The following is a 26,560-nucleotide window of genomic DNA, read 5'->3' on the forward strand; positions in this document are numbered from 1 at the left end:
TTGGTCCAGCCTAGGCGGCCTCGCCAGGCGAATCCCGAGCGACGGCCGGCGATCACGCTTCCCCCACCGCTGGGGGAGCTCAAGTGTTTGTTTTATGCAACATCGAACACCGTGCCTCCACCCCTCCATGCGGGCGGCTCTTGGGTAAAATAGCGGATCGGCCGGCCTGGCCCCGGCCCTTCCCTTTCATTGTTGCATTGCCAGCAACCACGTTCTCGACTCCTATGCTCCGAATCAGCGAACTCAAGCTTCCCCTCAACCATCCCGAATCCGCCCTGCGCGAAGCCATCCTTGCGCGCCTCGGCATCCAGGCCGCCGACCTGGTCGATTTCACGGTCTTCAAACGCAGCTACGACGCGCGCAAGAAGGCGGCGATCGTACTGATCTACCAGATCGACGTCGACGTGCGCGACGAGGCCGCCGTGCTGGCGCGCCTCGCCAAGGACCAGCAGGTCTTTCCCTCGCCGGACACCGGCTACAAGTTCGTCCCTGCCGCCAAGCCCGCGCCCGGCACGCCGCGCCCGGTCGTGGTCGGGATGGGGCCCTGCGGCATGTTCGTGGCCCTGATCCTGGCCCAGATGGGCCTGAACCCGCTGGTGCTCGAGCGCGGGAAAGTCGTGCGCGAGCGCACCGTGGACACCTTCGGCTTCTGGCGCAAGCGCAAGCTCAATACCGAGTCGAACGTGCAGTTCGGCGAAGGCGGCGCCGGCACCTTCTCGGACGGCAAGCTGTACAGCCAGATCAAGGATCCGAAGCATTACGGCCGCAAGGTGCTGACCGAGTTCGTCAAGGCCGGCGCGCCGGAAGAGATCATGTATGTCAGCAAGCCACACATCGGCACCTTCCGCCTGGTGAAGATGGTCGAGCAGATCCGCGCCGAGATCACCCGGCTGGGCGGCGAGATCCGCTTCGAAACGCGCGTGGACGACATCTACATCGGCGAAGAGAACGGCGTGCGCCAGGTGCAGGGCGTGCGCCTGTCGAACGGCGAAGAGATCCCCACCCGCCACCTGGTGATGGCGATCGGCCACAGCGCGCGCGACACCTTCGAGCTGCTCTACGAGCGCGGCGTCTACGTCGAGGCCAAGCCCTTCTCGATCGGTTTCCGCGTCGAGCACCCGCAATCGCTGATCGACGTCTGCCGCTTCGGCCCGAACGCCGGCAACAAGCTGTTGGGCGCGGCCGACTACAAGATCGTGCACCACGCCTCCAATGGCCGTTCCGTCTACAGCTTCTGCATGTGCCCGGGCGGCACGGTGGTGGCGGCATCGAGCGAAGAAGGGCGCGTGGTCACCAACGGCATGAGCCAGTACTCGCGCAACGAGCGCAACGCCAACAGCGCCATCGTGGTCGGCATCACGCCCGAGGACTACCCGGGCCACCCGCTGGCCGGCATCGCCTTCCAGCGCGAGCTGGAATCGCGCGCCTACGTGCTGGGCGGCAGCAACTACGACGCGCCGGGCCAGCTGATGGGCGACTTCGTGCGCGGCGTTCCGTCGAAGGAATTCGGTTCGGTGGTCCCCTCGTTCAGGCCGGCGGTGCACCTGACCGACCTGGCGCCTTCGCTGCCGGAGTACGCGATTCAAGCCCTGCGCGAAGCCTTCGTCGCCTTCGACAAGCAGATCAAGGGCTACTACAAGGAAGACGCGGTGCTGACCGGCGTCGAGACCCGCACCTCGTCGCCGATCCGCATCAAGCGCAACGACGATGACCTGCAAAGCCTGAACACGCGCGGCCTGTTCCCGGCCGGCGAAGGCGCGGGCTATGCCGGCGGCATCATGTCGGCGGCGGTGGACGGCATCCGCGTGGCGGAAGCCGTGGCGCTGGCGATGGCCGCGTGAAGCCGCTCGCGGGAGCGCAGGCAGGAGGCGGAACGCTCGGCCCCGGCCTGGCGATCCTGGCCTCGATGGTATCGGTGAACGCCGGCGCCGCCTGGGCCAAGCACCTGTTCCCGCTGGTCGGCAGCCAGGGCGTGACTGCGGTGCGCGTCGGCCTGGCCGCCCTCATCATGCTGGCCATCGTGCGCCCCTGGCGCAGCCTGCCCGCGCGCCGCGACGCGCTCAACCTGCTCGTGTACGGCCTGATGCTGGGCTGTATGAACCTCCTGATCTACGGCGCCTTTGCACGCATCCCGATCGGCATCGCAGTGGCCATCGAAGTGGTCGGCCCGCTGGGCGTGGTGGTGCTGTCCTCGCGCCGCGTGCGCGATTTTGCCTGGGTGCTGCTGGCCGCGTTCGGCCTGTGGCTGCTGGCGCCGGTGCACGAAGGCGTCGCCCCGCTCGATCCCGCCGGGGTGGCGTATGCGCTGGGCGCGGCCTTCTGCTGGGCGATGTACATCGTGTTCGGCAAGCGCGTTTCCCATCTCAATGGAGGACAGGCGGTGGCCTGGGGCATGCTGGCGGCGGCGCTGTTCACGGTGCCGGTGGGCGTCGCCCATGCGGGAGGGAGCCTGCTGCTGCCCACCGTGCTGGCCGGCGGCCTGGCGGTGGCGGTGCTGTCGAGCGCCCTGCCCTATTCCCTCGAGATGGCGGCGCTGGCGCGCCTGCCGCAGCGCGTGTTCGGCATCCTGGTCAGCGCCGGGCCGGCCTTAGCGGCGCTGGCCGGCTGGGTGGTGCTGGGCGAGCGCCTCACGGGCATGCAGTGGCTGGCGATCCTGCTGGTGATCCTGGCCTGCGGCGGCGCGGCGGCCACGGCGGGCAAAAAGGTTTAAAGCCAGCCGGCTTTCTTGAAGCGCCGGTACAGATAGAAGCACACTCCGGCCATCACGCACAGCGCCGCCGGATACCCATACTTCCACTTCAGCTCCGGCATGAATTCGAAGTTCATGCCCCAGATGCCGGCAAAGGCCGTGAACACGGCGAAGATCGCCGCGTACGAGGCCAGCTTCTTGCTGATGTCGTTCTCTTCGATCGCCACCATCGACAGCGTCACCTGGATCGCGGTATTGATGGTGTCGCGCACCGCGTCCAGCCGTCCGAGGATGCGCAGCAGGTGGTCGTGGACGTCGCGCAGGTAGTCCTGGGTCTCGACCACCAGCCCCGGCACCCGGCCGCCGTGCAGCCGTCCGATTGCATCCATCAAGGGCACCACGGCGTGGCGCAGTATCTGCGACTTGCGCTTGAGCGCATACAGGCGCTCGACGTTGCCGCGCTGCCCGCCCTGCTGGCCGAAGATGTGGTCCTCGATCGATTCGAGTTCGGATTCGAGCATGTCGACCACAGGGAAGTAGCGGTCCACGACTGCGTCGACCAGCGCATACAGCACGAAGCCCGCGCCCTTCTTCAGCTGGTGCGGCTCGCGCTCGGCTCGGGCGCGCACGCCCAGGAAGCCGCGGTTGGCGTCGCGCCGCACCGACAGCACATAGTTCGGTCCTGCGAAGATGGCCAGCTCGCCGGTGCTGATCTCGTCGCCGTCGAGCTCCACGATGTGCACGGTCATGAAGAGGCTGTCGCCATACTCTTCCATCTTGGGGCGCTGGTGGCCACGGGCGGCGTCTTCCACTGCCAGTTCGTGCAGGTTGAACTCCTCCTGCATGGTGGCGATTTCCGCGGCATCCGGGTCGCGCAAGGCGACCCAGACGAAGGTGCCGGGCTCTTTCAGGTGTTCACTGATATCCACGACCGGGATATCGGACAGTTTCTTGCCTTCCTGGTAGGCGACACAGTTAATCAGCATGAATGGTGTAAGCGGCAAATCTACAGGTGATGTGCCAGCTTACACCATTGCAATCATTCGTCACGTGCGCCATCTATCCCAAGCTCGACGATCTTGCGCGTGATGGTATTGCGCCCGATCCCGAGCCGCATCGCAGCGTCGTTCTTGCGCCCGTGCGTGTGCTTGAGGGCGGTCTTGATCAGGGCCGATTCGAACTGGCGCCCGAGCGTATCCATCACGTCGGTCTGGCCGGCGCTGAGCATGCCGGCGGCCTGCTGTTCGAGCAGCGCGATCCAGCCCTCGGGCGACATCGGCGCGCCCGGAGCAACTGGCGCCGCGGCCGGCGCCGGCGCTTGCGGAACTCCGGCCGGCCCCGGCTCCTGCAGCGGCGACACGAGCGGCGCCACTTGCGTCAGGTCGCGCGGCAGGTCCTTGACCTCGACGGTCTGGCCCGGGGCCATCACGGTGATCCAGTTGCACAGGTTTTCCAGCTGGCGCACGTTGCCGGGCAACTCGAGGCCAGCCAGGAAACGCATCGCCTGTTCGGACAGGCGCTTCGGCTCGACGCCCAATTGTCGTGCACTCTGCACCAGGAAGTGGCGCGCCAGGATCGGAATGTCCTCGCTGCGCTCGCGCAGCGAAGGCAGGCGCAGGCGGATCACGTTGAGGCGGTGATACAGGTCTTCGCGGAACAGGCCGTCGCGCACGCGCTGTTCCAGGTTCTGGTGGGTGGCGGCGATCACGCGCACATTGGCCTTGACCGGCTGGTGGCCGCCGACACGGTAGAAGTGTCCGTCCGACAGCACCCTGAGCAAGCGGGTCTGCAGATCGAAAGGCATGTCGCCGATCTCGTCCAGGAACAGGGTGCCGTTCTCGGCCTGCTCGAAGCGGCCGCGCCGCATCGCCTGGGCGCCGGTGAAGGCGCCGCGCTCGTGGCCGAACAGTTCCGATTCCAGCAGGTCCTTGGGGATCGCGGCGGTGTTCAGCGCGATGAAGGGCTGCGAGGCGCGCGGACTGTGCTTGTGCAGGGCGCGCGCCACCAGCTCCTTGCCGGTGCCGCTCTCCCCCGTGATCAGGACCGTCACGTTGGATTGCGACAGGCGGCCGATGGCGCGGAACACTTCCTGCATGGCCGGCGCGTGGCCAAGGATCTCGGGGGTCTCGGCGGGCGCCGCTTCCACGCTGGCTTCGCGCAGGCTTTCCTCGAGGGCGCGGCGGATCAGGGCCACCGCCTTGTCGATGTCGAAAGGCTTGGCCAGATAATCGAAGGCGCCGCCCTGGAACGAGGCGACCGCCGAATCGAGGTCGGAGAAGGCGGTGATGATGATGACCGGCAGGCCGGGATGACGCGCCTTGACGGCGCCGAGCAGTTCGATGCCGGATTCGCCCGGCATGCGGATGTCCGACACCAGCACCTGCGGCGTATCGGTCTCGAAAGCGGCCAGCGCATCCTGCGCGTTGGCGAAGCTGCGGGTCTCCAGGCTTTCGCGCGCCAGGGCTTTTTCCAGCACCCAGCGGATCGATGCGTCGTCGTCGACAATCCAGATTGGTTTCATGTGTTCGTGGTTCCCGCAATATGGATAATTCGGGGACTCACGGCTTGGAGCACGGCGCTCCTGTCCCATCCCTTGCAGCCCCGCTTATGGCAGGGGCAGCAGGATCCGGAAATCCGTCAGTCCAGGCCGGCTTTCGCACTCGATCACACCCAGGTGCTGCTGCACGAAGGTCTGCGCCAGCGTCAGCCCGAGGCCGCTGCCGCCTTCGCGCCCGGAGACGAGCGGATAGAAGATGCGGTCGCGGATCTCGGGCGCGATGCCCGGTCCATTGTCGATGATATGCAAATCTAATGCCAGCCCATAACGGACCTTGGCCAGGGTGACCTGGCGCGCCACCCGGGTGCGCAGCACGATCTCGGCATCGCCCGCCGCGATGCGCCCTTTGAGGGCCTGAGCGGCGTTGTGGGCGATGTTCAGCACCACCTGGATCAGCTGCTCCATGTCGCCCCTGAATTCGGGGATCGAGGCGTCGTAGTCGCGCCGGATGCTCAGGCCCGTGGGGAACTCGGCCAGGATCAGGCTGCGCACGCGCTCGCACACCTCGTGGATGTTGACGTCGCCGACGATGTGCGGCTTGCGGTGCGGCGCCAGCAGGCGGTCGACCAGGGTCTGGAGGCGGTCGGCTTCCTTGATGATCACCTGGGTATACTCGGTCAGGTCGGCCGGGTGCTGCGGCGGCAGCTCGAGCTCGAGCAGCTGGGCCGCGCCGCGGATGCCGCCCAGCGGGTTCTTGATCTCGTGCGCCAGGTTGCGGATCAGTTCCTTGTTGGCCTGGCTCTGGTCGAGGATGCGCTCCTCGCGGTCGAGCTTGAGCTGCTGGACATTCTCGCGCAGCTCGATCAGGAGTTCGTCTTCGCCCAATGCGCTGACGATGCTGTTGACGTGCAGGGGCTCGCGCCCGTTCCGCTGCAAGACCAGGTCCTGGCGCAGGTCGGCGTACTGGTGCGCCAGCGCCTGCGCGCACAGCGCGGCCAGCTCCTGGCCATTGGTAAAGAGTTCGGGCAGCGGCGCGCGCTGCAGCGACTTCAGCGAGAGTTCGAGCAGGTTCTCGGCGGCCGGGTTGGCGTAACGCACCTCGCCCACGGGGCCCAGCAGCAGGACGCTCGATGCCAGCAGGTCGAGGCCGGCGAAACGCGACGCGGATGCCGGCTCGCTCATCGGATATTGCTGATCTCGCGCTGCAGCGCTTCGATATTGCGCTCGGTGCGGCCGATCTCGGCGCGCATCGAGGCTACCCGCTCCTGGTACTTGGCGTAGTTGCGCTCGTTGCCCTGGCGTTCCGGCTCGCCGTTGTTGAAGTCGCGGCGCAGGTCGGCCAGCTTTTTTTGCTCGATGCGCAGTTCGTCGTTGAGGATCTCGCGGCGGTCGTCGTCGCGCGCCCGTTGCTGGGCCGTGTCGACGCGCGGGAAGCTGGCCGGGCTGACGGCGGCGGCCGGCCCCGGGCTCATCGGGCGCACGGCCGGGATCGGGGCGGAGGCGCGCGGCGCCGGCGGCGGCGCATAGCCCGGCAGGTCGAGGGCCTTGCAGCCGCGGCGAGCGGTATCGGTGAATTCCACGCGTCCCTGGTCGTCCACGCACTTGTAGACGGTGCCCTGCGCGTGCGCCCCGTTGTGGAGCGCCAGGCCGGCAAGCACCATCGCCATGAGGCGGAAGAGGCTAATTGTCTTTCCCATCAGAAATCAGTCTGCACAATAAACGTGCACGCATTGTAGACCCGGCGAGTGTACAGGAAGGATGAAAAAAGGCGGGGAAAGCCCTCGCTTTCCCCGCCTTTGTTACAGACCCTTACGCCCGGTGATGCATGAGCGCAACGGTTCTGTTGACCAATCGATTACGCCGAGTAGTACATGTCGAATTCGACCGGGTGCGGGGTCATGCGCATGCGCTGGACTTCCTGCATCTTCAGTTCGATGTAGGCGTCGATCATGGCATCGCTGAACACGCCGCCGCGGGTCAGGAACTCGCGGTCCTTGTCCAGTGCTTCCAGCGCTTCTTCCAGCGAGGAGCACACGGTCGGGATCAGCTTGTCTTCTTCCGGCGGCAGGTGGTACAGGTCCTTGGTCGCGGCTTCGCCCGGGTGGATCTTGTTCTGGATGCCGTCCAGGCCGGCCATCAGCAGCGCGGCGAAGCACAGGTAGACGTTGGCCAGCGGATCCGGGAAACGGGTCTCGATGCGGCGGCCCTTCGGGTTCGCCACGTGCGGGATGCGGATCGAGGCCGAGCGGTTGCGGGCCGAGTAGGCCAGCTTGACCGGCGCTTCGTAGCCCGGCACCAGGCGCTTGTACGAGTTGGTGCCCGGGTTGGTGATCGCGTTCAGGGCGCGCGCATGCTTGATGATGCCGCCGATGTAGAACAGCGCGGTTTCCGACAGGCCGGCATAGCCGTCGCCGGCGAACAGGTTCTTGCCGTCTTTCCAGATCGACTGGTGCACGTGCATGCCCGAGCCGTTGTCGCCGTTGATCGGCTTCGGCATGAAGGTCGCGGTCTTGCCGTAGCTGTGGGCGACGTTCCAGATCACGTACTTCATGTTCTGGGTCCAGTCGGCGCGCTCAACCAGGGTCGAGAACTTGGTGCCGATTTCGTTCTGGCCGGCGCCGGCCACTTCGTGGTGGTGCACTTCGACCGGGATGCCCATCGATTCCAGGATCAGGCACATTTCCGAGCGCATGTCCTGGAAGCTGTCGACCGGCGGGACCGGGAAGTAGCCGCCCTTGACGGTCGGGCGGTGGCCGCTATTGCCGCCTTCGATGTCCTTGTCGGTCGACCACGATGCTTCGTCCGAGTCGATCTTGACGAAGCAGCCCGACATGTCGACGCGCCATTTGATCGAATCGAAGATGAAGAATTCGGGTTCCGGGCCGAAGAAGGCGGTATCGCCGATACCCGACGACTTCAGGTAGGCTTCGGCGCGCTTGGCGATCGAGCGCGGGTCACGGTCGTAACCCTTGCCGTCCGACGGTTCGATCACGTCGCACTGCAGGAACAGGGTGGTCTCTTCCATGAACGGGTCGATGTTGGCGGTGGCCGGGTCCGGCAGCAGCAGCATGTCGGACGCTTCGATGCCCTTCCAGCCGGCGATCGACGAACCGTCGAAGGCGTGGCCCGACTCGAACTTGTCTTCGTCGAAGTGCGAGACCGGCACGGTCACGTGGTGCTCCTTGCCGCGGGTGTCTGCAAAGCGCAGGTCAACGAACTTCACTTCGTTGTCTTTGATGAGTTGAATTACGTCTGCAGCCGTCTTTGCCATTCGTATCTCCTGATTGAAAAGGGGGTGCCGCGCCGGAAAACCTCGCAGCGGGGCAACTTGCCGTACTTCAAAGCATGAACCGTGCCAAGCTGCCGTTATGAACAAATGCACAATGCTTCGTTGGAAATCGCTCGTATCCGGCCTAAAATCGTCCGACCGGGGCATCGCCTGGCAGTGCACCTCCGCACCATCCTGGTGCGAGAGTGGCGCGATGCACCATCGCAGCGCAGGATACACCGAACCAAGTTGGTGCATCGACTTTTCTTGTTCAAAACGGATCACATCATGACGACTACCGAGACCATCCTTGCCCAAGCCCGCCAGCGCGCCGGCGGCCAGCCCTATGCCGGCGCGGTCACGCCCGAAGAGGCCTTCGCGCTCCTGCGCAGCGATCCGCGCGTGAAGCTGGTCGACGTGCGCACCAACGCCGAGCGCGACTGGGTCGGCCGGGTGGCGATTCCGGACACCCAGCACGTCGCGGTGGAATGGGCCACCTATCCGGGCGGGGCGCCGAATCCCGCCTTCGGTGCGCAGCTCGAGCAGGTGGCGCGCAAGGACGAGGTGCTGCTGTTCCTGTGCCGCTCGGGCGTGCGCTCGCGCCACAGCGCGCGCGTGGCGACCGAACACGGGTTTGCCGAGTCCTACGACATCCTGGAAGGTTTCGAGGGCGACCGCGATGCGGAGGGGCACCGCAAGACGATTGGCGGCTGGTGCAAGGCCGGGCTGCCCTGGGTCGGGGCTTGAAGATGTAGGGTGGGCGGGTCTCCCGCCCACGCGGTGATCGTTTACGGCTCCGCTCTCGTGCCGGATGATCTTGCTGCCAGCTATCACCGCGTGGGCAAGAAACTTGCCCACCCTACGAAAAACTCACTGCGCCGGCATCACCATCAACTGCAGGCCCGACGCCGCCCCCGGTGCGCGGTACACGCGCTGGGTCGCCTTCTTGAAATCTTCCGGCTTGGCCTTCGGGATGTGGGTGAAGGTCTGCGGGTTCAGGTCGACCAGCGGGAACCACGAGCTCTGCACCTGCACCATGATGCGGTGGCCGCGCCGGAAGGTGTGGTTCACCTCGCCGATGTCGAAGCTGATCGCTTCCTGCTTGCCCGGGGTGAAAGGCTCGGGCTTCTCGAAGCTGTTGCGGAACTTGCCGCGCAGCGGATTGCCGCGCACCAGCTGCTGGTAGCCACCCAGGTTCAGGCTCGGCGGCGCGACGTCGTTGCCCTTGCGTTCGACGGCCGGGGTCGGGTACTCGCTCGGGTAGACATCGATCAGCTTGACCACCCAGTCGGCGTCGGTCCCGGTGGTCGACACGAACAGCTTCGGCACCACAGAACCGACCACTGTCACGTCTTCTTCCAGCACCTCGCTCTGGTACACCAGCACGTCGGGACGGGTGGCGGCGAAGCGCTGGTCCGACACCATGTACTCGCGCGGCACGCCGGTGGCCGGGTAGCCGATGAAGGGAACCGGCTTCTTCGGGTCGGCCACGTATTCGTCGTAGCCGGCGCTTGAAGCGGCCGGCTGCTGCCAGCCCAGCGTGCCGTTCGGGCCGAAGTACAGGGTGCGCGCCCTGGCGGGCGCCGGCGGCCAGGCGGCGTAGCTGCGCCAGACGTTGGTGCCGGTCTCGAAGGCCGTCACGGCGGGCAAGGCGCGCGCCGGCTTCACGCCCTTCAGGTGCTGCTCGAAGAAGGGGAACTGGATCTCGCGGCGGAAGTATTCGCTGGTCTTGGCGTCGAAGCTGACATGACCGAGGCGCGCGCCGTCGCTGCGCGCCCAGCCGCCGTGCACCCAGGGTCCCATCACCAGTGCGTTCGGCGTGCCGGGATTGTATTTGCCGACCGCCTTGTAGATCGCGAACGGCCCGGCCGGGTCTTCCGCATCGAACCAGCCGCCCACCGTCAGCACCGCCGCCTTGACGTTCTTCATGTGCGGGGTGATGGCGCGCGAGCGCCAGAATTCGTCGTAGGTGTCGTGCACGATGGTCGGCTCGAGCAGCTCGCGCTGCTCCGCGCTCATGCTGGCCAGGATGTTCTCCATCGTCAGGCGCTTCAGGAAGAAGTCGTAGGCATCGGCCTGGCCGTAGGCGAAGCGCGAACGCTCCTTGTTGCCCGTGGTCGGGTTCTGCTGCGGCAGGAAGGACGAATAAAAGTCGAAGTTCGCCGACAGCATGAAGGCGCCGCCGTGGTAGGAGTCGTCGCCCATGTATAGGTCGGCGATCGGCGCCTGCGGCGAAGCGGCCTTGATGGCCGGGTGCGAGTCGATGATGCTGGCCGCCGTGTAGAAGCCCGGGTAGCTGATGCCCCAGATGCCGACCCGGCCGTTGTTGTTCGGGACGTGCTTGAGCAGCCATTCGACGGTGTCGTGCATGTCCTCGCTTTCCTGGCCCTCCCCTTTGGCGCGCTTGGGCCTGCCATGCGGCGTCATCTCCTGCCAGCTGCCTTCAGACATGTAGCGGCCGCGCACGTCCTGGGTCACGAAAATGTAGCCGGAGTCCTCCAGCTCGCGCGAGGGGCTGAGCGCCTCGGGGAACCAGTCCACGCCGTAGCGCTGCTCGCCCTGCGCGTAGACGCCCGCGCTGTAGGGCGTGCGCTGCATCAGGAAGGGATAGGGTTTCGAGCTGTCCTTCGGCACGTACACGGTGGTGAACAGCTTGACGCCGTCGCGCATCGGGATGCGGTATTCGTACTTGGTGTAGGCCTCGCGCGGGTTACGCTTTTGTGCCGGTGCATCGGCATGTGCTACGGCCTGGCTGGTGGCCTGCGCGCCTGCGCTGCAGGCCAGCATCACGCCCAATGCGAGGGCGGACAAGGGACGACGGATCATGGCTTCTTTCGAATTCGGACAAAGGCGTCAGTGTAATCCGTTTCCGAGAGAAAAATTGCTATTTCCGCTAGTTCCGGGAGACTGCGATGCCGTGCTGGTCGATGGTGCCGCGCACCCGCTCGCGCACGAAGTTGATGTGGCTGCGCAGGCGGTACAACTCTTCCGCGTAGGCGAGCGGGATCGAGATGTGGTTGACGCGCTCCTCGATGTCGTCGAGGCGCAGCAGCAAGCCTTCGCGCGCGGCCTCCCGGTCGTCAGGCGCGATCGCTTCCAGCTCCTGTTCCACCTTGCGCAGCTCGCCGTACCAGCGGTACACGCGCGAACGCACGCGCCACACGTAGATCGGCGGGACGATCTTCGACAGCGGGATCAGGAGCGCCGCCAGCGCCACCGCGACCACCCACAGGCGTTCGAACAGGTTGGCGAGCCAGAAGCGCAGGTAGCGCTGCAGGAAAGGCGGGCCATCGCGGTAGTAGCGCTCCGCTTCGCGCGCCACCGGAATCTCGGTGTACTTCGGCGAGGGGAACTGGCCCTGCTGCTGGAACCAGCCCGCCTTGCCGTGGATCTCGCCGGCCGACTTCACCAGCAGGCCCACCAGGGCCGGGTGCAGGTCCTCCCTCGCCACCAGGGTGGCGGTGGGGGCGATCAGGTGGTAGTCCTGGGCCGGGATGTCGCGCCCGAGGTCGACGATCCCGCGCGGCAGCACCACGTGCGTGAGGAAAGGCAGGCGGCGCGTGTAGGCGTCGGCCTGGCTGAAGTTGAACAGCCGGATGCCCGGGGTCTGCAGCAGCATCTGGATCAAGGGCGCTTCCGGCGCGGAGCTGAACACCAGGCCGTCGATCTTCCCGGCCAGCAGCTCCACCGTGGCCGGCGTGTTCTCCAGCGCGCCGATCTGCAGCTCGCTCGGTGCGATGCCGTTCGCGTCCAGCACCTGGCGGAACAGGCGCGGCACGCCGGTGCCTTCCGGCCCGAGGTTGATGCGTTTTCCCTTCAAGTCGGTCAGGTGGGTGACCTTGGCGCCTTGGCGCAGGAACAGCCACACCGGTTCGGTGAACAGGCTGCCCAGCGACACCAGGCCCGTCGTGTCCACCTGAGGCTCGGCCTGTCCGTTCTCGGTGGAGCCGCTCTGCACGAAGGCCACGTCCACCTTGCCCTCGATGAGGCGCTGCAGGTTCTCGTAGGAGCCCAGCGAAGGCTGGAGGCTCAGCTTGATCTCGTCGCGCGCCAGCCGGGCGGCGTACTGGCGGCCGAATTCCTGGTAGGCGCTGTTGAACTGGCCGGTGGCCATTGAGAGTTGGCGCGGCGGCGCCGGGTCGACCCAGATATAGGCCAGCACGGCGACCGCGATCACCGCCAGCAGGGTCGGCCCGCTGGCGACCAGCAGGTCGCGCAGGGACACGATGCTGAACTGCCGCACGCGCGTCATGGCGCGTTTGAGCGCGCCACGCTTTACCTCACCGGATGTGCCAGGCTGCCCGTTCAACGAACGCACTGGCGCTGCGCGGCGATGCTGCCCGCGGGCGGCTCGATCATCGGCATCAGGCTCGGCGCCAGGTTCGACAGCAGCTGTACCGGCAGCGCGCTGGTGAAGTCGTAGTTGCCGGACTGCGGGCCGTGCACGTAGGCGGTCATGCTGCCGAAGTAGCGCTCGCCGATGTTGAAGACAAAGGTCGCCGAGCGGTTCACGAAGCGCGACTCGATCACGCGCCCGCCCCTGGCATAGGTCTCGAAGCGCTGGTCGCCGGTGCCGGTCTTGCCGCCCACGGCGATCACGCTGCCGTCGGACTGGACGAAGGAAGTCTTGACGCGCTTGGCGGTGCCGTCGGTGACCACGCCCTGGATCGCATCCGCGACCACGCGCGCCACTTCCGGCGCCAGCACCTGCTCCTTGCCGCCGCCCTTGGTGCGCTTGACCAGGGTCTCGTACGGAGTGTCCTTGGCGAAGTGCAGCGAGTCGATGCGCTCGACCGGCTTGCGCACGCCGCCGTTGACGATGATGCCCATCAGTTCGGCCAGCGCGGCCGGACGGTCGGCCGAGGCGCCCAGCGTGGTCGCGTAGGACGGCACCAGCGAATCGAACGGGTAGCCCATCTTCTTCCACTGCGCATGGATCTTCAGGAAGGCCTCGACCTCGATCAGGCCGGCGATGCGCTTGTCCTGGGCATGCTTGCGGTGGGTCTTGAACAGCCAGGAATAGACTTCCTGGCGTTCCTTGACGCTGGCGTTGGTCACTTCGGTCCAGCCGGCCTTAGGATGGGTGATCAGGTAGCCCGCCAGCCACAGCTCGAGCGGATGCACCGAAGCCACGTAGCCGCGGTCGGCCAGCGTCATGTTCTTCGGGTCGTACATCTCGTACATCTTCGGAATGCGGTCCGGATCCATGTCGTGCGAATCCGGCAGCGATTTGTCGATGAAGTTACCGAACTGCGCCATCGTGGCGCCCGGGAACACGGTGCGGTGGGCCGCGGCCAGTTTCGAGGCCAGCGGACGCACGCCCGAGAACAGCAGCGCTTCGACCTCTTGCGGGGTCTTGCCCTTGTACTTGTTCCAGAACTTGGCCAGGAATACCTTGCCTTCGTTGTCGGCGAAGCGCGCCAGGTACATCTGGCGGCGCGGGTCGTCGGCATCGGCCAGCAGCTGGGCCGAGGAGCCCGGCAGCTGGAACATGTAGTAGCGCACCACGTCGCGCATCATGCGCACGAAGACCAAGTTGGTCGAACTGCGCAGCGCTTCGGTGACCGTCATGATCTTGCTGTTGTCCAGCTTGCTGAAGTTGCCGAAGGTGTGCAGGCCGCCGCCGGTGAAGAAGGCTTCGCCCGGATTGGCCGAGTACTTGCGCTCCATCGCCGCCGCCAGCATCGGCTTGAGGCCGCGGTCGGCGCCGCGCGGCAGCGTGCGGAAGTATTCCAGCGCCCATTGCGACATGCGGTCCTTGGCATCGACTTCCACGCCCATCAGGCCGATCTCGTCCATCGGCTCGAAACGCTTGTGCAGCTGGTCGACGATGTCGAGGTAGGTCACCAGGGTGCGCAGCTTGGCGGTGGAGCCGAGGTCGAGCTTGGCACCTTCGTTGATGTCGAGCGGCTGGTCGTAGTTGTCGGTCTGGACCCGCAGGTAGTTCACGTGCTCGCCGCGTTCCATCAGGGTGAAGCTGTACACCACCTGGGCCGGGTCGCCGTTGCCGAGCATGCCCTTGCCGGTCAGGCCGGCTTCTTTCGCGTGTTCGGCATCGGACAGCTTGCGCAGCACGTCGGTGACGGCCTGCTGCACCCCTGCATCGAGGGTGGAGACCACCGACAGGTCGAGGCGGTCGAGGTTGTACAGGCGCGAATCGCCCACCAGGTAGCCGAGGTGGTTGCGCACCGCGTTGGCGGCCTTGCGCGAGACGAAGGCGTCGGCGCCCGGCGGGGCCACGCCCGAGCCCTGGGCCGGATGCAGCGCCACTTTCAGCGCGGCGTCGCGCAGCTGCGGCGAGATCACGCCGGCCTGCGCCAGCACGCGCAGGTGGCTGTTGGTGAGGGTTTCCAGGTCATGCTCGCCGGCGCCCAGGTAGTAGGCCGGGCGGCGCTGCGCGATCATCAGCGACAGCGCTTCCTTGTAGGCGGTGACGGCATCAAGGCTGTTCATCGGGCCGCGCAGCATGGCGCTGGTCTTGTCGAAGTCGCGTCCGTACCAGACCCACATGCCGTCGCCGATGCCATTGACTTCGCCGTAGCCCGGCTTGGCCGACAGCGGCACGGTGTTCAGGTAGTCGAGCACGATCTGGCGGCGCGCCTTGGTGGTGTCTTCGCCGTCCTGGTAGGCGCGCAGCGTGGCCGAGGCCATCTGGATCATCTTGTCCTGCAGCGAACCGGTGCGCCCTTCCGGCGAGTGGCGGTACTTCTCGATCTGGGTCGCGAGCGTGGAGCCGCCGGCGACGCGCCCGCCGCCGCCCAGGCCGACGCTGCTCAGGGTCTTGTCGAACACCGCTTTCGAGAAGCGGTCCCATTCGACCGCCGGGTTGCGGTGCGGGTAGGCCGGGTCGAGCAGCTCGCGGTTCTCGATGAACAGCAGGCTTTGCACCAGCAGCGAAGGCGCGTCCTCGAACTTGTGGTAGAAGCGTTCAGGGAAGCGCGAGGCGAACAGCGGCTGCGCGCGGCAGTCGAGGATCTCGAGGCCGACCTTGGTCTTCTCGTGGTAGGTGGCGTACAGGCCGCGGTCGGCGAATTCCACCATCTTGGGCGACATGCGGGCCTGGGCGTCGATGTGGTAGCCGCGCGACTGCAGCTTTTCCAGGTAGGCCGGCATGCCGGCATAGCCCAGGCGGGTGTCGTAGGGGCTGGCGGCCGGGAAGCGGATCGCGGGGCTGGCCCCCTTCTCCATGCGGAAGCTCAGGTCGTCGGCCATCTCGGCGAAGATCTTCGCCTGCAGGCGCGAAGTGCGTATTTCGAGCGCGCCCCAGCCGCCCAGCAGCACCAGCAGGATCAGGAGGGCAAGGTAGAACCAGGGCTTCCAGCGGCGCTTGCGCGGCGCCGGCTCGGGCGATCCTTCGGGAGCGCCTTCGGGGCCTTCGGGCGGAGGCAAGGGCGCACTGCCGGGCGCTCCGCCGCCCGCCGCCAGGTGCGGATAGGCTTCGTACAGGGGAACATCGTTGCCGCCCGCGGACGCAAGCACGGGGGCGCCGCCGGACATGGCCTGGGCAGTTCGCCGCAACCACTCGCCTAGCGCGCGTATGACATTACTGGGCCGCTCGATGCGGCGAATACTTTCCATGATGGCTCAACTGGTTCGAATCAATTCGTGCTCAATCCCTGCAACCTGCCCGCCATCCTTGCCCTGTTGTGTTCGAGTGATTGGGTCCTCGTCAGTCTGCAAAAATGCGCGGTGCAAACTCACTCAGGATTGCACCTCCATAGGTATCATTCCACCACATCAACACGACCCGCGCGAGACGCCGTTTAACAATTTTGATGCGCGCGATGTATTTTCGCAAAAAAACAACGGCTGAGTTATCAGGACGGCATGCAGTCCTACAAACACTGGAATTCGGCCCCGCGGCTCTGCAGTTCGGCCTGCATGGCAAGGAAGGCGGGCTCCACTTGCGCAGGCGCGCCCTTCACGCCCAGCTCGATATGACGTCGCGTCTGCGCGTCGCCCACGCTCGGCAGGCTGAACACCCGCAGCCCGGGATAATCGCGTTCCAGCGCCTCCATCAGCGGGGTCAGCGAGGCCTCCGCCTGTTCATAAACGATCAGCGAGCGTTCCAGGTGGACACTGGCGTGAAATAAATGCGAATATTGGGTGTCGAGCACCCATTCGATCATGGGCCAGGCCATGACCGGGAAGCCGGGGACGAAGTGGTGCTCACGCACGCTGAACCCGGCGATGCGGTTGTAGGGATTCGGAATCAGGTCTGCGCCCTGCGGGAACTCGGCCATCTTCAGGCGCTGCAGGTTTTCCGGGGCCCCCAGGTCCGCGTCCAGGCCCGCCTCGCGCGCGGTCTCGCGGATGCGCTCCTCGATGTTCAGGCGCCCTTCGGGATGCAGCACCAGGGGCAGGCCGAGCGCCGCGGCCGCGCACTGGCGCGTGTGGTCGTCGGGCGTGGCGCCGATGCCGCCGCAGGAAAACACGATGTCCCCGCCGGCAAAACTGCGCCGCAGCAGGTCCGTCAGGCGGCCTGGGTCGTCGCCCACGAACTGCGCCCAGGCCAGCTGCAGGCCGCGCGCGCCGAGCAGCTCCACCACTTTCGAAAAATGCTTGTCCTGGCGCCTGCCGGACAGGATCTCGTCACCGATGACGATCAGGCCGAATGCCATGTGCTTCTCCTCTGGTTCAGGCCTGCGGCCCATTAGCGCGTAGTTCTTCCAGCGCGCCCAAGCAGAAGTACTGGAACCATAGCCCGGCAAACAGGAAGATCATGATGTACAGCCATAGCGACAGCATGGCCAGGAAGGGAAACAGCACGATCGAGAGCAGCGCCCCGCCCATCCAGGCGATGCCGGGCAAGGCGCCGGCCAGGCCGGAGGCAAAGCCGATGCCCCACAGCGCGCCGCGGTGGCGCCGCATCAGTTCCTGCCGTTCCTCGGGGCTGGCATGCGCGGCCAGCGCGTCGTAGCTCATCACGCGCGAGGTCACCCAGGCCCACAGGCAGGCCTGCACCAGCCAGGCCAGCGGCGGCACCGCGTACAGCGGCAGCGTGAACAGCCACAGCACCGCGAACACCGCGGTGCTGCCGACGTTGATGGCGATGCTGCCGACGAAGGAACCGCCTTCCTTGCGTTCCAGCTTGGGGTATTGGTGCTGGCCGACGTGGCGCTCGATCGCCGGCATCGCGATCACGCCCATGAACAGCAGCGCCGATCCGATCATCAGGGGCAGCAGCAGCGCGATCGCCAGCAGCGGCACCACCATCACCTTGAGCATGCCCAGGCCGAGCATGGCCAGCATGTTGCCGCTGGTCTGGAACCAGCCGTAGTCCGCGAAGGTCCCCTGCAGCCAGTCCAGCAGCGGCTGCAGGCCGGTCCACAGCAGCGCGCCCCACAACAGCAGCGACAGCACCAGCGGGGCGCCCGACAGCATCAGCATGCGGCGCGAGAACTGGGCGCGCAGCGCGCGCCGGTAGGCGGTGCCGACGCCCTTCATGGCCGGGCCTTGCGGGTTGGATGGACAACGGGCGGGCAGCGAAGCGGCATCGTGGCTCCTTGTTCTGAGTTCAATATCGCCATTCTACGCAAATGCGGGCAGGAGACCGGTGGGCTGGCGTTTGGCGCGGCCAGGGACGATGCACTACAATCGCCGTTCAACTTGAACAACAGGGAAAACCATGTCCACCAATACCACTGATTCCGGCCTGCAATACGAAGACACCGTCGTCGGCAGCGGCGACGAGGCGAAAGCCGGCCAGTACGTCACCGTCCACTACACCGGCTGGCTGCGCAACGACGACGGCAGCCAGGGCGCCAAGTTCGATTCGAGCAAGGACCGCAACGACCCGTTCCAGTTCGCGCTGGGCGCCGGCCACGTGATCCGCGGCTGGGACGAAGGCGTGCAGGGCATGAAGGTCGGCGGCCAGCGCCGCTTGACCATCCCGGCCAGCCTGGGCTACGGCGCGCGCGGCGCCGGCGGCGTGATTCCGCCGAATGCGACGCTGATTTTCGACGTCGAACTGCTGGCGGTCTAAGCTGTTGTAGGGTGGGCGGTTTGTACTTCAGGCCACTGGCCTGAAGTACTCCGCCCACGCGTTCAACCAGCCGGAGCGTTTTCGCGAAGCACGCTGTAGCTATCACCGCGTGGGCGGGAAGACCCGCCCACCCTACGTTCCCCCGAGCATCTCCTCTAAAGTTCGCCCCGATTCGCGGTGAACGCGCCCCTCCTGCGCTAAGATTCCCTCCTGTCTTACCACATTGCCAACGCAACCAACACAGGAGTACTCATGAGCTTGCAGGAACAGTTCGCCCAGGCCCAGGCCGAATCCAAGAATCTGCCGGAACGCCCGGACAACATGACCTTGCTGAAGATTTACGCGCTGTACAAGCAGGGCGCGAACGGCGACGTCAGCGGCGAGCGCCCGGGCATGACCGATTTCGTCAACCGCGCCAAGTACGACGCCTGGGCCGCCCTGAAAGGCACCTCGCAGGACGACGCGATGCAGCAGTACATCGACCTGATCGAAGAACTGAAGGGCTGACCAGCCCCCACGGCCGCCCGGACGGCGGCCGCTGCCTGCCCCGTGGGTCAGGCAGGGACGAACACCTTGCGCATCTTTTCCGTCACCTTGGCCTCGATGGCCGGGGCGAATGCGCCCATGAAGAATCCCAGGCGGATCCGCATCGCCGCCCGCTGGCCTTCCAGGCTGAGCGCGCCTTCCACGCCGCTGCGCTCGAAGCGCAGCACGTCGCCATCCCATTTGCACGCCAGGCCATACTCGGTGGCGATCCGCTGCGCCACCTGCTGGGCGGCCTCGCGCGCCTCTTGCGGGCTCAGGTTGTGTTCCTGGACGATGCTAATTTCCGACATGCTGGTTCATCCTTCTACTGAATTCGTTGCAAGAAAAGTCCGCCATGATGCCAGCAGACGGCCGAGTCGGCCAGTCTGGCGAGCGTTTCGGGCCCCGATCCAAATCAATTGACTCTTGTCAATATCCGCGCCGCCCGGCGCGCGACCATGGATATGCCGCCCGACATTTCGCAAGGAGCCGTCATGGAACCAGGTGCCCTCTTGCCGGACGAACTGGACACGCCCCGTGACCAGCCGCCGGTCCGCTTCATCCCCACGCCCAGCGCCCCCTACCAGCAACAGCACCGCCTCGCCAAGCTGCTCGAGCAGCCCGCCGAGCCATCCGGCGACCCGAAGATGGAGTCCTCCCGCGAGGAAGAAGAGCTCGAGGCGCCGCCGCTGCCGCACGCCTTCGGCGCGCGCGTGCTGATGTGGAAGCAGGACCCCTCGGTGGGCGAGATCGGCACCCGCCGCGCCTACCTGCCCGGCCCGGTGCTGGCCGGCCCGCGCGACGCCCGCATCGCTCCCGGCGCGCCCGGCATCGACCCGGTCGAGCCGAACGCCTTCGGCGACTTCGTCACCCAGCCCGACACCCCGCAGTTCGACGCCGTGCACACCTTTGCCGTGGTGCGCCAGACCCTGACCATGTACCAGCGCTCGATGCTCGCCGCCGGCCTCGACATGCCCCTGCCCTGGCAGTGGAACACCAGCATGGACACGCGTCCGCTGACGGTTTATCCCTATGGCCTGCCGAACGTGATGAACGCCTTCTACAGCCGCACCCAGGGCTGCCTGAAGTTCGGCGACTTCATTCCCAACGGCGTCGAAGGCGGTGAAGCGGCGCGCGTGTACACCTGCCGCTCCTTCGACATCGTGGCCCACGAAACGGCGCACGCGGTGCTCGACGGCCTCAAGCCGCAATGGCTGCAGGCCGACGCCCCGCCCCAGACCGGCGGCCTGCACGAAGCCTTCGGCGACCTCACCGCGATCTTCCTTGCCCTGTCCCAGCTCGACCAGTGCGAGGCGGTGGTGGCCCAGACCAAGGCCCACCTGCACGACAAGACCTATCTGTCCGACATCGCCGAACAGTTCGGGATGGCGCTGGGCGGCAGCACCGGCCTGCGCAATGCCGACAACGACCTGACGCTGGGGCAGGCCGGCACCCAGGTGCACGCGATCTCGCAGGTCTTCACCGGCGCCATGTACGACGTACTGGCCGACATGTTCGCCTACGAGCGCAACCCCACGCACGACGACTGCGCCGCCGTGCTGCACCGGGTCGCGGCCTACCTGCGCGGGCTGCTGCTGCGCGCCCTGATCGCCGCCCCCGACAGCGCCGCCACCTATGTCGACGTGGTCAACCAGATGCTGCGCCTGGTGGACGAGGACGGCAAGCCGGCCGCCTACGCGGGCTTCATCCGCAACCAGTTCGCGCGCCGCGACGTGGTCGAGCAGCCCGACGAAGCCGCCATGGTCCAGCCGATGTGCACGCCGCTGGCGCCCAAGGTCTGCGACAAGCCGGGCGCGCGCCAGGACCGCCGTTCCTGCTGCGGCACCATGAACCTGCCGGAATACTACCGGGTGGACCGGGTGCTCGACAGCGAAGCCCAGGCGCTGGCGCGCTGGTGCGCCTCCAACGGCCGGCTCGGCGAATGCGTCGTTCCGAACGCGGCGGTAGTGCCGGTGTCCGGTATGCCGTACCAGGCATGAAGATCAGCGCGCGCGCCTGCGGCGGCTTCGCCGGGCTGGCCGAAGCCTACGACCTCGACACCGCTGCCCACCCGGTCGGCGGCGAGTTCGAAGACCTCCTGCAGCGGCTCGACTTCTTCTCGGCGTCGCCGAGCTGCCCGCTCGGGGCCGACCTGCCGCGCTGGGAGATCACGGTCGAGGACGGCCCGCGCTGCCATACCGTGTTCCTGCGCGAGGACGGCAGCGGCGGCGACTGGCAGGCCCTGCTCGACCGCCTGCGCACCAGCGCCTGACGCGTGAACGGCCGGTGGTGGCGTCCTCGGGTGCGCCATCACCGGCTACATTTGCTTATATATATTGTGTATAAGCCTAATTTGTAGGAAAACCCGAATTGCCCTAAAATACAGTGCTTTGCAAGTCCCGCCGGCCGATTCAGCGCCCGGCGCCGCGACACTAGACCAACTAATAGGACTGTTATGACCCACGTTGTCACCGAATCGTGCATCCGTTGTCGCTATACCGACTGCGTCGATGTATGCCCGGTAGATTGTTTCCGGGAAGGCCCGAATTTCCTCGCCATCGATCCTGACGAATGCATCGACTGCGCCGTCTGCGTGGCCGAGTGCCCGGTGAACGCGATCTACGCGGAAGAAGACGTGCCGTCGGACCAGCAGCAATTCATCAAGCTGAACGCGGACCTGGCGCGTTTCTGGCCGTCGATCACCAAGACCAAGCCGGCCCTGCCAGACGCGGAAGAGTGGAAAGACGTCAAGGACAAGCTGGACCAGCTGGCCCGCTGACCATGACCGACGCGGCCCCGCCCGGGGCCGCCGTCTGCACCGGTTCGTCAATCATGGCACACTAGCGGCCACGTCCTGTCCACACCCACGCATTTCAGCTAAATTCACAGAAAGTTCCAGCATGACTATCAGTGCCTCCCACGAAGCGGGCGCCATCGCTCCCAACAGCTCGTTCGCCGGCGCGATCGAAGCCGATGCCGTGATCATCGGCGCCGGTCCGGTCGGCCTGTTCCAGGTCTTCGAACTCGGCCTCCTCGAAATCAAGGCCCACGTCATCGATTCGCTGCCGGCCGTCGGCGGCCAGTGCGTGGAACTGTACCCGGACAAGCCGATCTACGACATCCCGGCCGTGCCGGTGTGCACCGGCCAGGAACTGACCGACAACCTGCTCAAGCAGATCGAGCCGTTCGAGCCGACCTTCCACCTGGGCCAGGAAGTCACCACCGTCCAGCGCCGCGAAGACAGCCGCTTCAACGTCGAGACCTCGACCGGCACCCGCTTCATCACCAAGACCATCTTCATCGCTGCCGGCGTCGGCTCGTTCCAGGCGCGCACCATGAAGGTCGACGGCATCGAGAAGTTCGAGAACAGCCAGCTGTTCTACCGCGTCAAGGATCCGGCTCTGTTCGAAGGCAAGAACCTGGTCATCTGCGGCGGCGGCGACTCCGCGCTGGACTGGGCCCTGAACTTCGTCGGCAAGGCCGAGTCGGTCGTGCTGCTGCACCGCCGCGAAGACTTCCGCGCCGCTCCGGCATCGGTGGCCAAGATGAAGGCCCTGTGCGACGAATACGAAATGCAGCTGATCATCGGCCAGGTCACCGGCTTCGATGAAACGGACGGCAAGCTGAGCGAAGTGAAGGTCACCGGTGCCGACGGCGTCACCCGCCGCGTCCCGCTGGACATGCTGCTGGTGTTCTTCGGCCTGTCGCCGAAGCTGGGCCCGATCGCCGAATGGGGCCTGGACATCGAGCGCAAGCAGCTCAAGGTCATGGACACCGAGAAGTTCGAGACCAACGTGCCGGGCATCTTCGCCGTGGGCGACATCAACACCTATCCGGGCAAGAAGAAGCTGATCCTGTCGGGCTTCCACGAAGCCGCGCTGGCCGCCTTCGGCGCCGCGCCCTACATCTTCCCGGACAAGAAGATCCACATGCAGTACACGACGACCTCGCCGAAGCTGCACAAGATTCTCGGCGTCGAGACCCCAGTGTTCGACTAAGCTTTACCTTCTGGTAAAAAAATGCCGCCCGGCGCAAGCCCGGCGGCATTTTTCATTGCCGCTCGAGGCTGCGTTCAGTTAGGGTCAAACAACGGAAGGGCCTTGTCGGACAGGGCCTACCTGCTTATGTGGGGCGCTTCACCGAGTAGTATTGCGCAAATATGCTACAACTGGACTATGCACAAGGGATGTGAAAACGACTGTTTCCACAAGTAAATCACTATCCCCTATAATTGACCGAGAGCATGCGCAAACGATTGCGACGCCTAGTCCATCCGAAGGAATTATTTATGCTTTACCAACTGCACGAGATGCAACGCTCCTTCCTGACCCCGCTGATGCAGTGGGCAGATGCGTCCTCCAAACTGTTCTCGAACCCCGTTTCCCCCTTCGCGCACACCCCGTTCTCGCAGCGTATCGCCGCCGGCTACGAGCTGATGTACCGCCTCGGGAAGGATTACGAAAAGCCGGCATTCGGCATCAAGACCGTACCCATCAAGGGTGCCGACGTCGGCATCATCGAGCGCACCGTGGTCGAGAAGCCGTTCTGCAAGCTCATCCATTTCAAGAAAGACCTGAGCGACAAGGAATTCGCCGCGCTGGAGCAGCCCACCGTGCTGGTCGTCGCGCCCCTGTCGGGTCACCACGCCACCCTGCTGCGCGACACCGTGCGCGCCCTGCTGGTCGAGCATGACGTCTACATCACCGACTGGATCGACGCGCGCATGGTGCCCTTGTCGAGCGGTCCCTTCCACCTCGACGACTACATCTACTACGTCCAGGACTTCATCCGCCACCTCGGCCCGAACGTGCACGTGATCTCGGTGTGCCAGCCGACCGTGCCGGTGCTGGCCGCGATCTCGCTGATGGCCACCAACAAGGACCCGAAGCTGCCCAAGACCATGACCATGATGGGCGGCCCGATCGACCCGCGCAAGTCGCCGACCGCGGTCAACGACCTGGCGGTGGAGAAGCCCTTCTCCTGGTTCGAGAACACCGTGATCTACTCGGTGCCGGGCAACTACCCGGGCTTCGGCCGCAAGGTCTATCCGGGCTTCCTGCAGCACGCCGGCTTCATCGCGATGAACCCGGGCCGCCACGCCCAGAGCCACCGCGAGTTCTACCAGCACCTGGTGCGCGGCGACGACGACTCGGCCGAGGCGCACCGCCAGTTCTACGACGAGTACAATGCCGTGCTCGACATGCCGGCCGAGTACTACCTCGAGACCATCAAGACCGTGTTCCAGGAACACCGCCTGCCGAAGGGCACCTGGGAAGTCGGCGGCCAGCTGGTGCGCCCGCAGGACATCAAGACGGTGGCCCTGTTCACCGTCGAGGGCGAGCTGGACGACATCTCGGGCCTGGGCCAGACCCGCGCGGCGCACGACCTGTGCACCGGCATCCCGAAGGACATGCACCAGGAGTTCGTGGCGCCCAAGTGCGGCCACTACGGCATCTTCTCGGGCCGCCGCTGGCGCGAGATCATCTGCCCGAAGATCGGGGAATTCATTCGGGCGCATGCCTGATGTGAAAATGCCGGAGCTTGCTCCGGCATGTTGTTTTGGCTATCGACTACAGTGCGAACTTGGATTCCCGCCTGCGCGGGAATGACGGTTTCAAAGTTCGGGGTATTAATAGCGATGACTCTTGGCCGCATCCCTTAACCCGTCGTTCCCGCGAAGGCGGGAACCCAATTTTCGGATAATAGCGATAGCGCCTGCGTTCACCGCCCTACCAGCACCTCCTGCACCACCCCGGTGGCGATCGCCACCAGCGCATAATCATTCCCCGCCTGCACCCACTGGTGCCCCGGCGGCGGCTCGGTGAGGCGGTGCGCCTTCCAGTTCTCCACCACGAAATGATGCGTCCGGTAGCGTGGCGGCAGCTGCTCGCCGCGCTTGAGCTGGCCGCTGGCCTCCACGCTGCGCCAAGGCCCCGGCCTGGCGGCCTGCTTCGCTTGCGCGCGCGCTTCCTGTTCGCCGCGCTGGTGCGCCTGGGCCGCGGCGCCACCGGCCAGCACCGCGGCGACGAGCGCCGGTACGATGAGTTTGTTCATGTGAGCTCCTCTTCAGCGTCGAGGCTCCAGTACATCATGCACGAACCCGGCAGTCTGTTCGCTCCAGCACGGAGCACCCCCTCCGATTTTGGCGGATAATGTCGGCTTTGAACGCCTCACCTTCGCGCCGTGACCAAGACCCTCGCCGACCTGATCGAAGACGCTTTGCCGCAGACGCAATGCACCAAGTGCGGCTATCCCGCATGCCGTCCGTATGCGGAAGCGATCGCGCGCGGCGAAGCCGAGATCAACCAGTGCCCGCCCGGCGGCATCGAGGGCGTCCGGCGCCTCTCCAGCGTCACGGGCCGCCCGGTCATCCCGATCAATCCCGCCAACGGCATCGAGCGCCCGCGCCCGGTTGCCTTCATCGACGAATCGCTCTGCATCGGCTGCACCTTGTGCATCCAGGCCTGCCCGGTCGACGCCATCATGGGTGCGGCCAAGCAGATGCACACCATCCTGCCGAGCCTGTGCACCGGCTGCGACCTGTGCGTGGCGCCCTGCCCGGTCGACTGCATTTCGATGGTCCCGGTGACCGGGGAGCGCACCGGCTGGGACGCCTGGTCGCAGGAAGCCGCCGATGCGGCCCGCGCCCGCCACGACTTCCGCAGCGAGCGCCTGCGCCGCGAGAAGGAAGAAAACGATGCGCGCCTGGCCGCCAAGGCCCTGGAAAAAATGCGCGCGCTGACGGCGGAGGTGACCAATACGCCGGAAGAACTGGCGGAAAAGGAACGCAAGCGCGCCATCATCGCGGCCGCGATGGAACGCGCGCGCCAGAAGGCAGCCGCGAATGTGCCCGATGCGCCACCGGAACAAAAGTAAGCAAAACCGATGAATCCCGCGAAAAGATTAGAAATATTCACGCGCTTCCGCGCAGCCAACCCCAAGCCGACCACCGAGCTCGAATTCACTACCCCCTTCGAGCTCCTGATCGCGGTACTGCTGTCGGCGCAGTCGACCGACGTCGGCGTCAACAAGGCCACGCGCCGCCTCTACCCGGTGGCCAACACCCCGCAGGCCATCCTCGACCTGGGCCTGGACGAACTCAAGTCGTATATCTCCACCATCGGCCTGTACAACACCAAGGCCGCGAATGTCATGGCGACCTGCCGGATCCTGGTGGAGCAGCATGGCGGCGAGGTGCCGCGCGCGCGCGAGGCGCTGGAAGCCCTGCCCGGCGTGGGCCGCAAGACCGCCAACGTGGTGCTCAATACCGCCTTCGGCGAGCCGACCATGGCGGTCGACACCCACATCTTCCGGGTGTCGAACCGTACCAGGATCGCACCGGGCAAGAACGTCGACATCGTCGAACAGAAGCTGCTCAAGTTCGTGCCCAAGGACTTCCTGATTGACGCCCACCACTGGCTGATCCTGCACGGCCGCTACACCTGCGTGGCGCGTAAGCCCAAGTGCTGGAACTGCCTGATCAATGACCTGTGCGAGTTCAAGGACAAGACGCCGGCGCCCGCCGGGGTGATGGATCCGGCGGCCGACCTGGCCAGCCAGGCCGCCGAACTTGGCTAGCCGAGCCGTTTTTCCCCA

The 26,560-nt window shown here is 65.9% G+C and carries 24 protein-coding genes; 12 read left to right on the forward strand and 12 right to left on the reverse strand.

Annotated elements, in window-relative coordinates; genetic code table 11:
• Positions 1–224: 224 nt before the first annotated feature.
• Both FG94_RS12325 and FG94_RS12330 read left to right on the forward strand, forming a co-directional pair.
• Positions 225–1,841 (forward strand): NAD(P)/FAD-dependent oxidoreductase, encoded by a 1,617-nt coding sequence (locus FG94_RS12325; protein ID WP_036211913.1) that lies wholly within the window; start codon positions 225–227, stop codon positions 1,839–1,841.
• A gap of 65 nt (positions 1,842–1,906) precedes the next feature.
• Positions 1,907–2,710, forward strand: a complete 804-nt coding sequence (locus tag FG94_RS12330; protein WP_051996603.1) for an EamA family transporter — start codon at positions 1,907–1,909, stop codon at positions 2,708–2,710.
• Here FG94_RS12330 and corA read toward each other — a convergent pair.
• The 5 genes from corA to glnA form a co-directional block, all read right to left on the reverse strand.
• Entirely contained in the window at positions 2,707–3,675 is a 969-nt protein-coding gene (corA, locus tag FG94_RS12335; RefSeq protein WP_036211916.1) for a magnesium/cobalt transporter CorA, read from the reverse strand. The genes FG94_RS12330 and corA overlap by 4 nt on opposite strands.
• Positions 3,676–3,728: 53 nt before the next feature.
• On the reverse strand, positions 3,729–5,210 hold the full coding sequence (gene ntrC / locus FG94_RS12340; protein ID WP_036211919.1) for a nitrogen regulation protein NR(I): 1,482 nt from the start codon (positions 5,208–5,210) through the stop codon (positions 3,729–3,731).
• Between the two features lie 84 nt (positions 5,211–5,294).
• Complete coding sequence (gene glnL, locus FG94_RS12345; RefSeq protein ID WP_036211921.1) at positions 5,295–6,368, reverse strand: nitrogen regulation protein NR(II); 1,074 nt, start codon at positions 6,366–6,368, stop codon at positions 5,295–5,297.
• On the reverse strand, positions 6,365–6,883 hold the full coding sequence (locus FG94_RS12350; protein ID WP_229445932.1) for a DUF4124 domain-containing protein: 519 nt from the start codon (positions 6,881–6,883) through the stop codon (positions 6,365–6,367). The genes glnL and FG94_RS12350 overlap by 4 nt, the downstream gene beginning before the upstream one ends.
• 158 nt (positions 6,884–7,041) lie before the next feature.
• Positions 7,042–8,457, reverse strand: a complete 1,416-nt coding sequence (gene glnA, locus FG94_RS12355) for a type I glutamate--ammonia ligase (RefSeq protein ID WP_036211927.1) — start codon at positions 8,455–8,457, stop codon at positions 7,042–7,044.
• A gap of 285 nt (positions 8,458–8,742) precedes the next feature.
• On the opposite strand from glnA, the gene FG94_RS12360 reads away from it, so the two are divergent.
• The gene (locus tag FG94_RS12360; RefSeq protein WP_036211930.1) at positions 8,743–9,201 is read left to right on the forward strand and encodes a rhodanese-like domain-containing protein; all 459 of its coding nucleotides are present in this window, start codon (positions 8,743–8,745) and stop codon (positions 9,199–9,201) included.
• A 123-nt stretch (positions 9,202–9,324) separates the two neighbouring features.
• Here FG94_RS12360 and FG94_RS12365 read toward each other — a convergent pair whose 3' ends face one another.
• The 5 genes from FG94_RS12365 to FG94_RS12385 all read right to left on the reverse strand — a co-directional run bounded on the left by FG94_RS12365 (position 9,325) and on the right by FG94_RS12385 (position 17,901).
• Positions 9,325–11,280, reverse strand: a complete 1,956-nt coding sequence (locus FG94_RS12365; protein WP_036211933.1) for a CocE/NonD family hydrolase — start codon at positions 11,278–11,280, stop codon at positions 9,325–9,327.
• A gap of 67 nt (positions 11,281–11,347) precedes the next feature.
• A complete protein-coding gene (locus FG94_RS12370; RefSeq protein WP_036211936.1) occupies positions 11,348–12,706 on the reverse strand; it encodes a TAXI family TRAP transporter solute-binding subunit in 1,359 nt (452 codons plus the stop codon).
• A 53-nt stretch (positions 12,707–12,759) separates the two neighbouring features.
• Positions 12,760–15,951 (reverse strand): transglycosylase domain-containing protein, encoded by a 3,192-nt coding sequence (locus FG94_RS12375; RefSeq protein WP_200879973.1) that lies wholly within the window; start codon positions 15,949–15,951, stop codon positions 12,760–12,762.
• 338 nt (positions 15,952–16,289) lie between these two features.
• Positions 16,290–17,075 (reverse strand): molybdopterin-binding protein, encoded by a 786-nt coding sequence (locus FG94_RS12380; protein WP_036211939.1) that lies wholly within the window; start codon positions 17,073–17,075, stop codon positions 16,290–16,292.
• 16 nt (positions 17,076–17,091) lie between these two features.
• Positions 17,092–17,901 (reverse strand): EI24 domain-containing protein, encoded by an 810-nt coding sequence (locus tag FG94_RS12385; RefSeq protein ID WP_036211940.1) that lies wholly within the window; start codon positions 17,899–17,901, stop codon positions 17,092–17,094.
• 181 nt (positions 17,902–18,082) lie between these two features.
• Here FG94_RS12385 and FG94_RS12390 point away from each other — a divergent pair, with 181 nt between their 5' ends.
• Positions 18,083–18,439 (forward strand): FKBP-type peptidyl-prolyl cis-trans isomerase, encoded by a 357-nt coding sequence (locus FG94_RS12390; protein ID WP_027865902.1) that lies wholly within the window; start codon positions 18,083–18,085, stop codon positions 18,437–18,439.
• Positions 18,440–18,691: 252 nt separating this feature from the next.
• A complete protein-coding gene (locus FG94_RS12395) occupies positions 18,692–18,946 on the forward strand; it encodes an acyl-CoA-binding protein (protein WP_036211942.1) in 255 nt (84 codons plus the stop codon).
• Between the two features lie 47 nt (positions 18,947–18,993).
• Here FG94_RS12395 and FG94_RS12400 read toward each other — a convergent pair whose 3' ends face one another.
• Positions 18,994–19,275 carry a polyhydroxyalkanoic acid system family protein gene (locus FG94_RS12400; protein WP_027865904.1) on the reverse strand — a complete coding sequence of 94 codons (282 nt, stop codon included), beginning with the start codon at positions 19,273–19,275 and terminating at the stop codon, positions 18,994–18,996.
• A 183-nt stretch (positions 19,276–19,458) separates the two neighbouring features.
• On the opposite strand from FG94_RS12400, the gene FG94_RS12405 reads away from it, so the two are divergent.
• The 5 genes from FG94_RS12405 (at position 19,459) to FG94_RS12425 (ending at position 24,488) form a co-directional block, all read left to right on the forward strand.
• The gene (locus FG94_RS12405; RefSeq protein ID WP_152570959.1) at positions 19,459–20,964 is read left to right on the forward strand and encodes a hypothetical protein; all 1,506 of its coding nucleotides are present in this window, start codon (positions 19,459–19,461) and stop codon (positions 20,962–20,964) included.
• Positions 20,961–21,236 carry a protealysin inhibitor emfourin gene (locus FG94_RS12410; protein ID WP_036211944.1) on the forward strand — a complete coding sequence of 92 codons (276 nt, stop codon included), beginning with the start codon at positions 20,961–20,963 and terminating at the stop codon, positions 21,234–21,236. Before FG94_RS12405 ends, FG94_RS12410 begins: the two co-directional genes overlap by 4 nt.
• Before the next feature lie 183 nt (positions 21,237–21,419).
• Positions 21,420–21,743 (forward strand): ferredoxin FdxA, encoded by a 324-nt coding sequence (fdxA, locus tag FG94_RS12415; protein ID WP_027865906.1) that lies wholly within the window; start codon positions 21,420–21,422, stop codon positions 21,741–21,743.
• Between the two features lie 121 nt (positions 21,744–21,864).
• Positions 21,865–22,962: an NAD(P)/FAD-dependent oxidoreductase gene (locus FG94_RS12420; RefSeq protein ID WP_036211948.1), complete on the forward strand. Its 1,098-nt coding sequence runs from the start codon at positions 21,865–21,867 to the stop codon at positions 22,960–22,962.
• 290 nt (positions 22,963–23,252) lie between these two features.
• On the forward strand, positions 23,253–24,488 hold the full coding sequence (locus tag FG94_RS12425; RefSeq protein WP_036211951.1) for a polyhydroxyalkanoate depolymerase: 1,236 nt from the start codon (positions 23,253–23,255) through the stop codon (positions 24,486–24,488).
• A 197-nt stretch (positions 24,489–24,685) separates the two neighbouring features.
• Here the strand turns inward: FG94_RS12425 and FG94_RS12430 are convergent, their stop codons facing one another.
• A complete protein-coding gene (locus tag FG94_RS12430) occupies positions 24,686–25,018 on the reverse strand; it encodes an RcnB family protein (RefSeq protein ID WP_036211954.1) in 333 nt (110 codons plus the stop codon).
• Between the two features lie 129 nt (positions 25,019–25,147).
• Between FG94_RS12430 and rsxB the strand changes: the two genes are divergently transcribed.
• Together rsxB and nth are read left to right on the forward strand one after the other, a co-directional pair.
• Positions 25,148–25,840 carry an electron transport complex subunit RsxB gene (gene rsxB / locus FG94_RS12435; RefSeq protein WP_036211957.1) on the forward strand — a complete coding sequence of 231 codons (693 nt, stop codon included), beginning with the start codon at positions 25,148–25,150 and terminating at the stop codon, positions 25,838–25,840.
• Positions 25,841–25,849: 9 nt separating this feature from the next.
• Complete coding sequence (gene nth, locus FG94_RS12440; protein WP_036211960.1) at positions 25,850–26,542, forward strand: endonuclease III; 693 nt, start codon at positions 25,850–25,852, stop codon at positions 26,540–26,542.
• The last annotated feature ends 18 nt before the right edge of the window (positions 26,543–26,560 follow it).

Origin of the sequence: Massilia sp. LC238, from assembly GCF_000735635.1 — a bacterium.
In the GTDB taxonomy this organism is placed as follows: domain Bacteria; phylum Pseudomonadota; class Gammaproteobacteria; order Burkholderiales; family Burkholderiaceae_D; genus Telluria; species Telluria varians.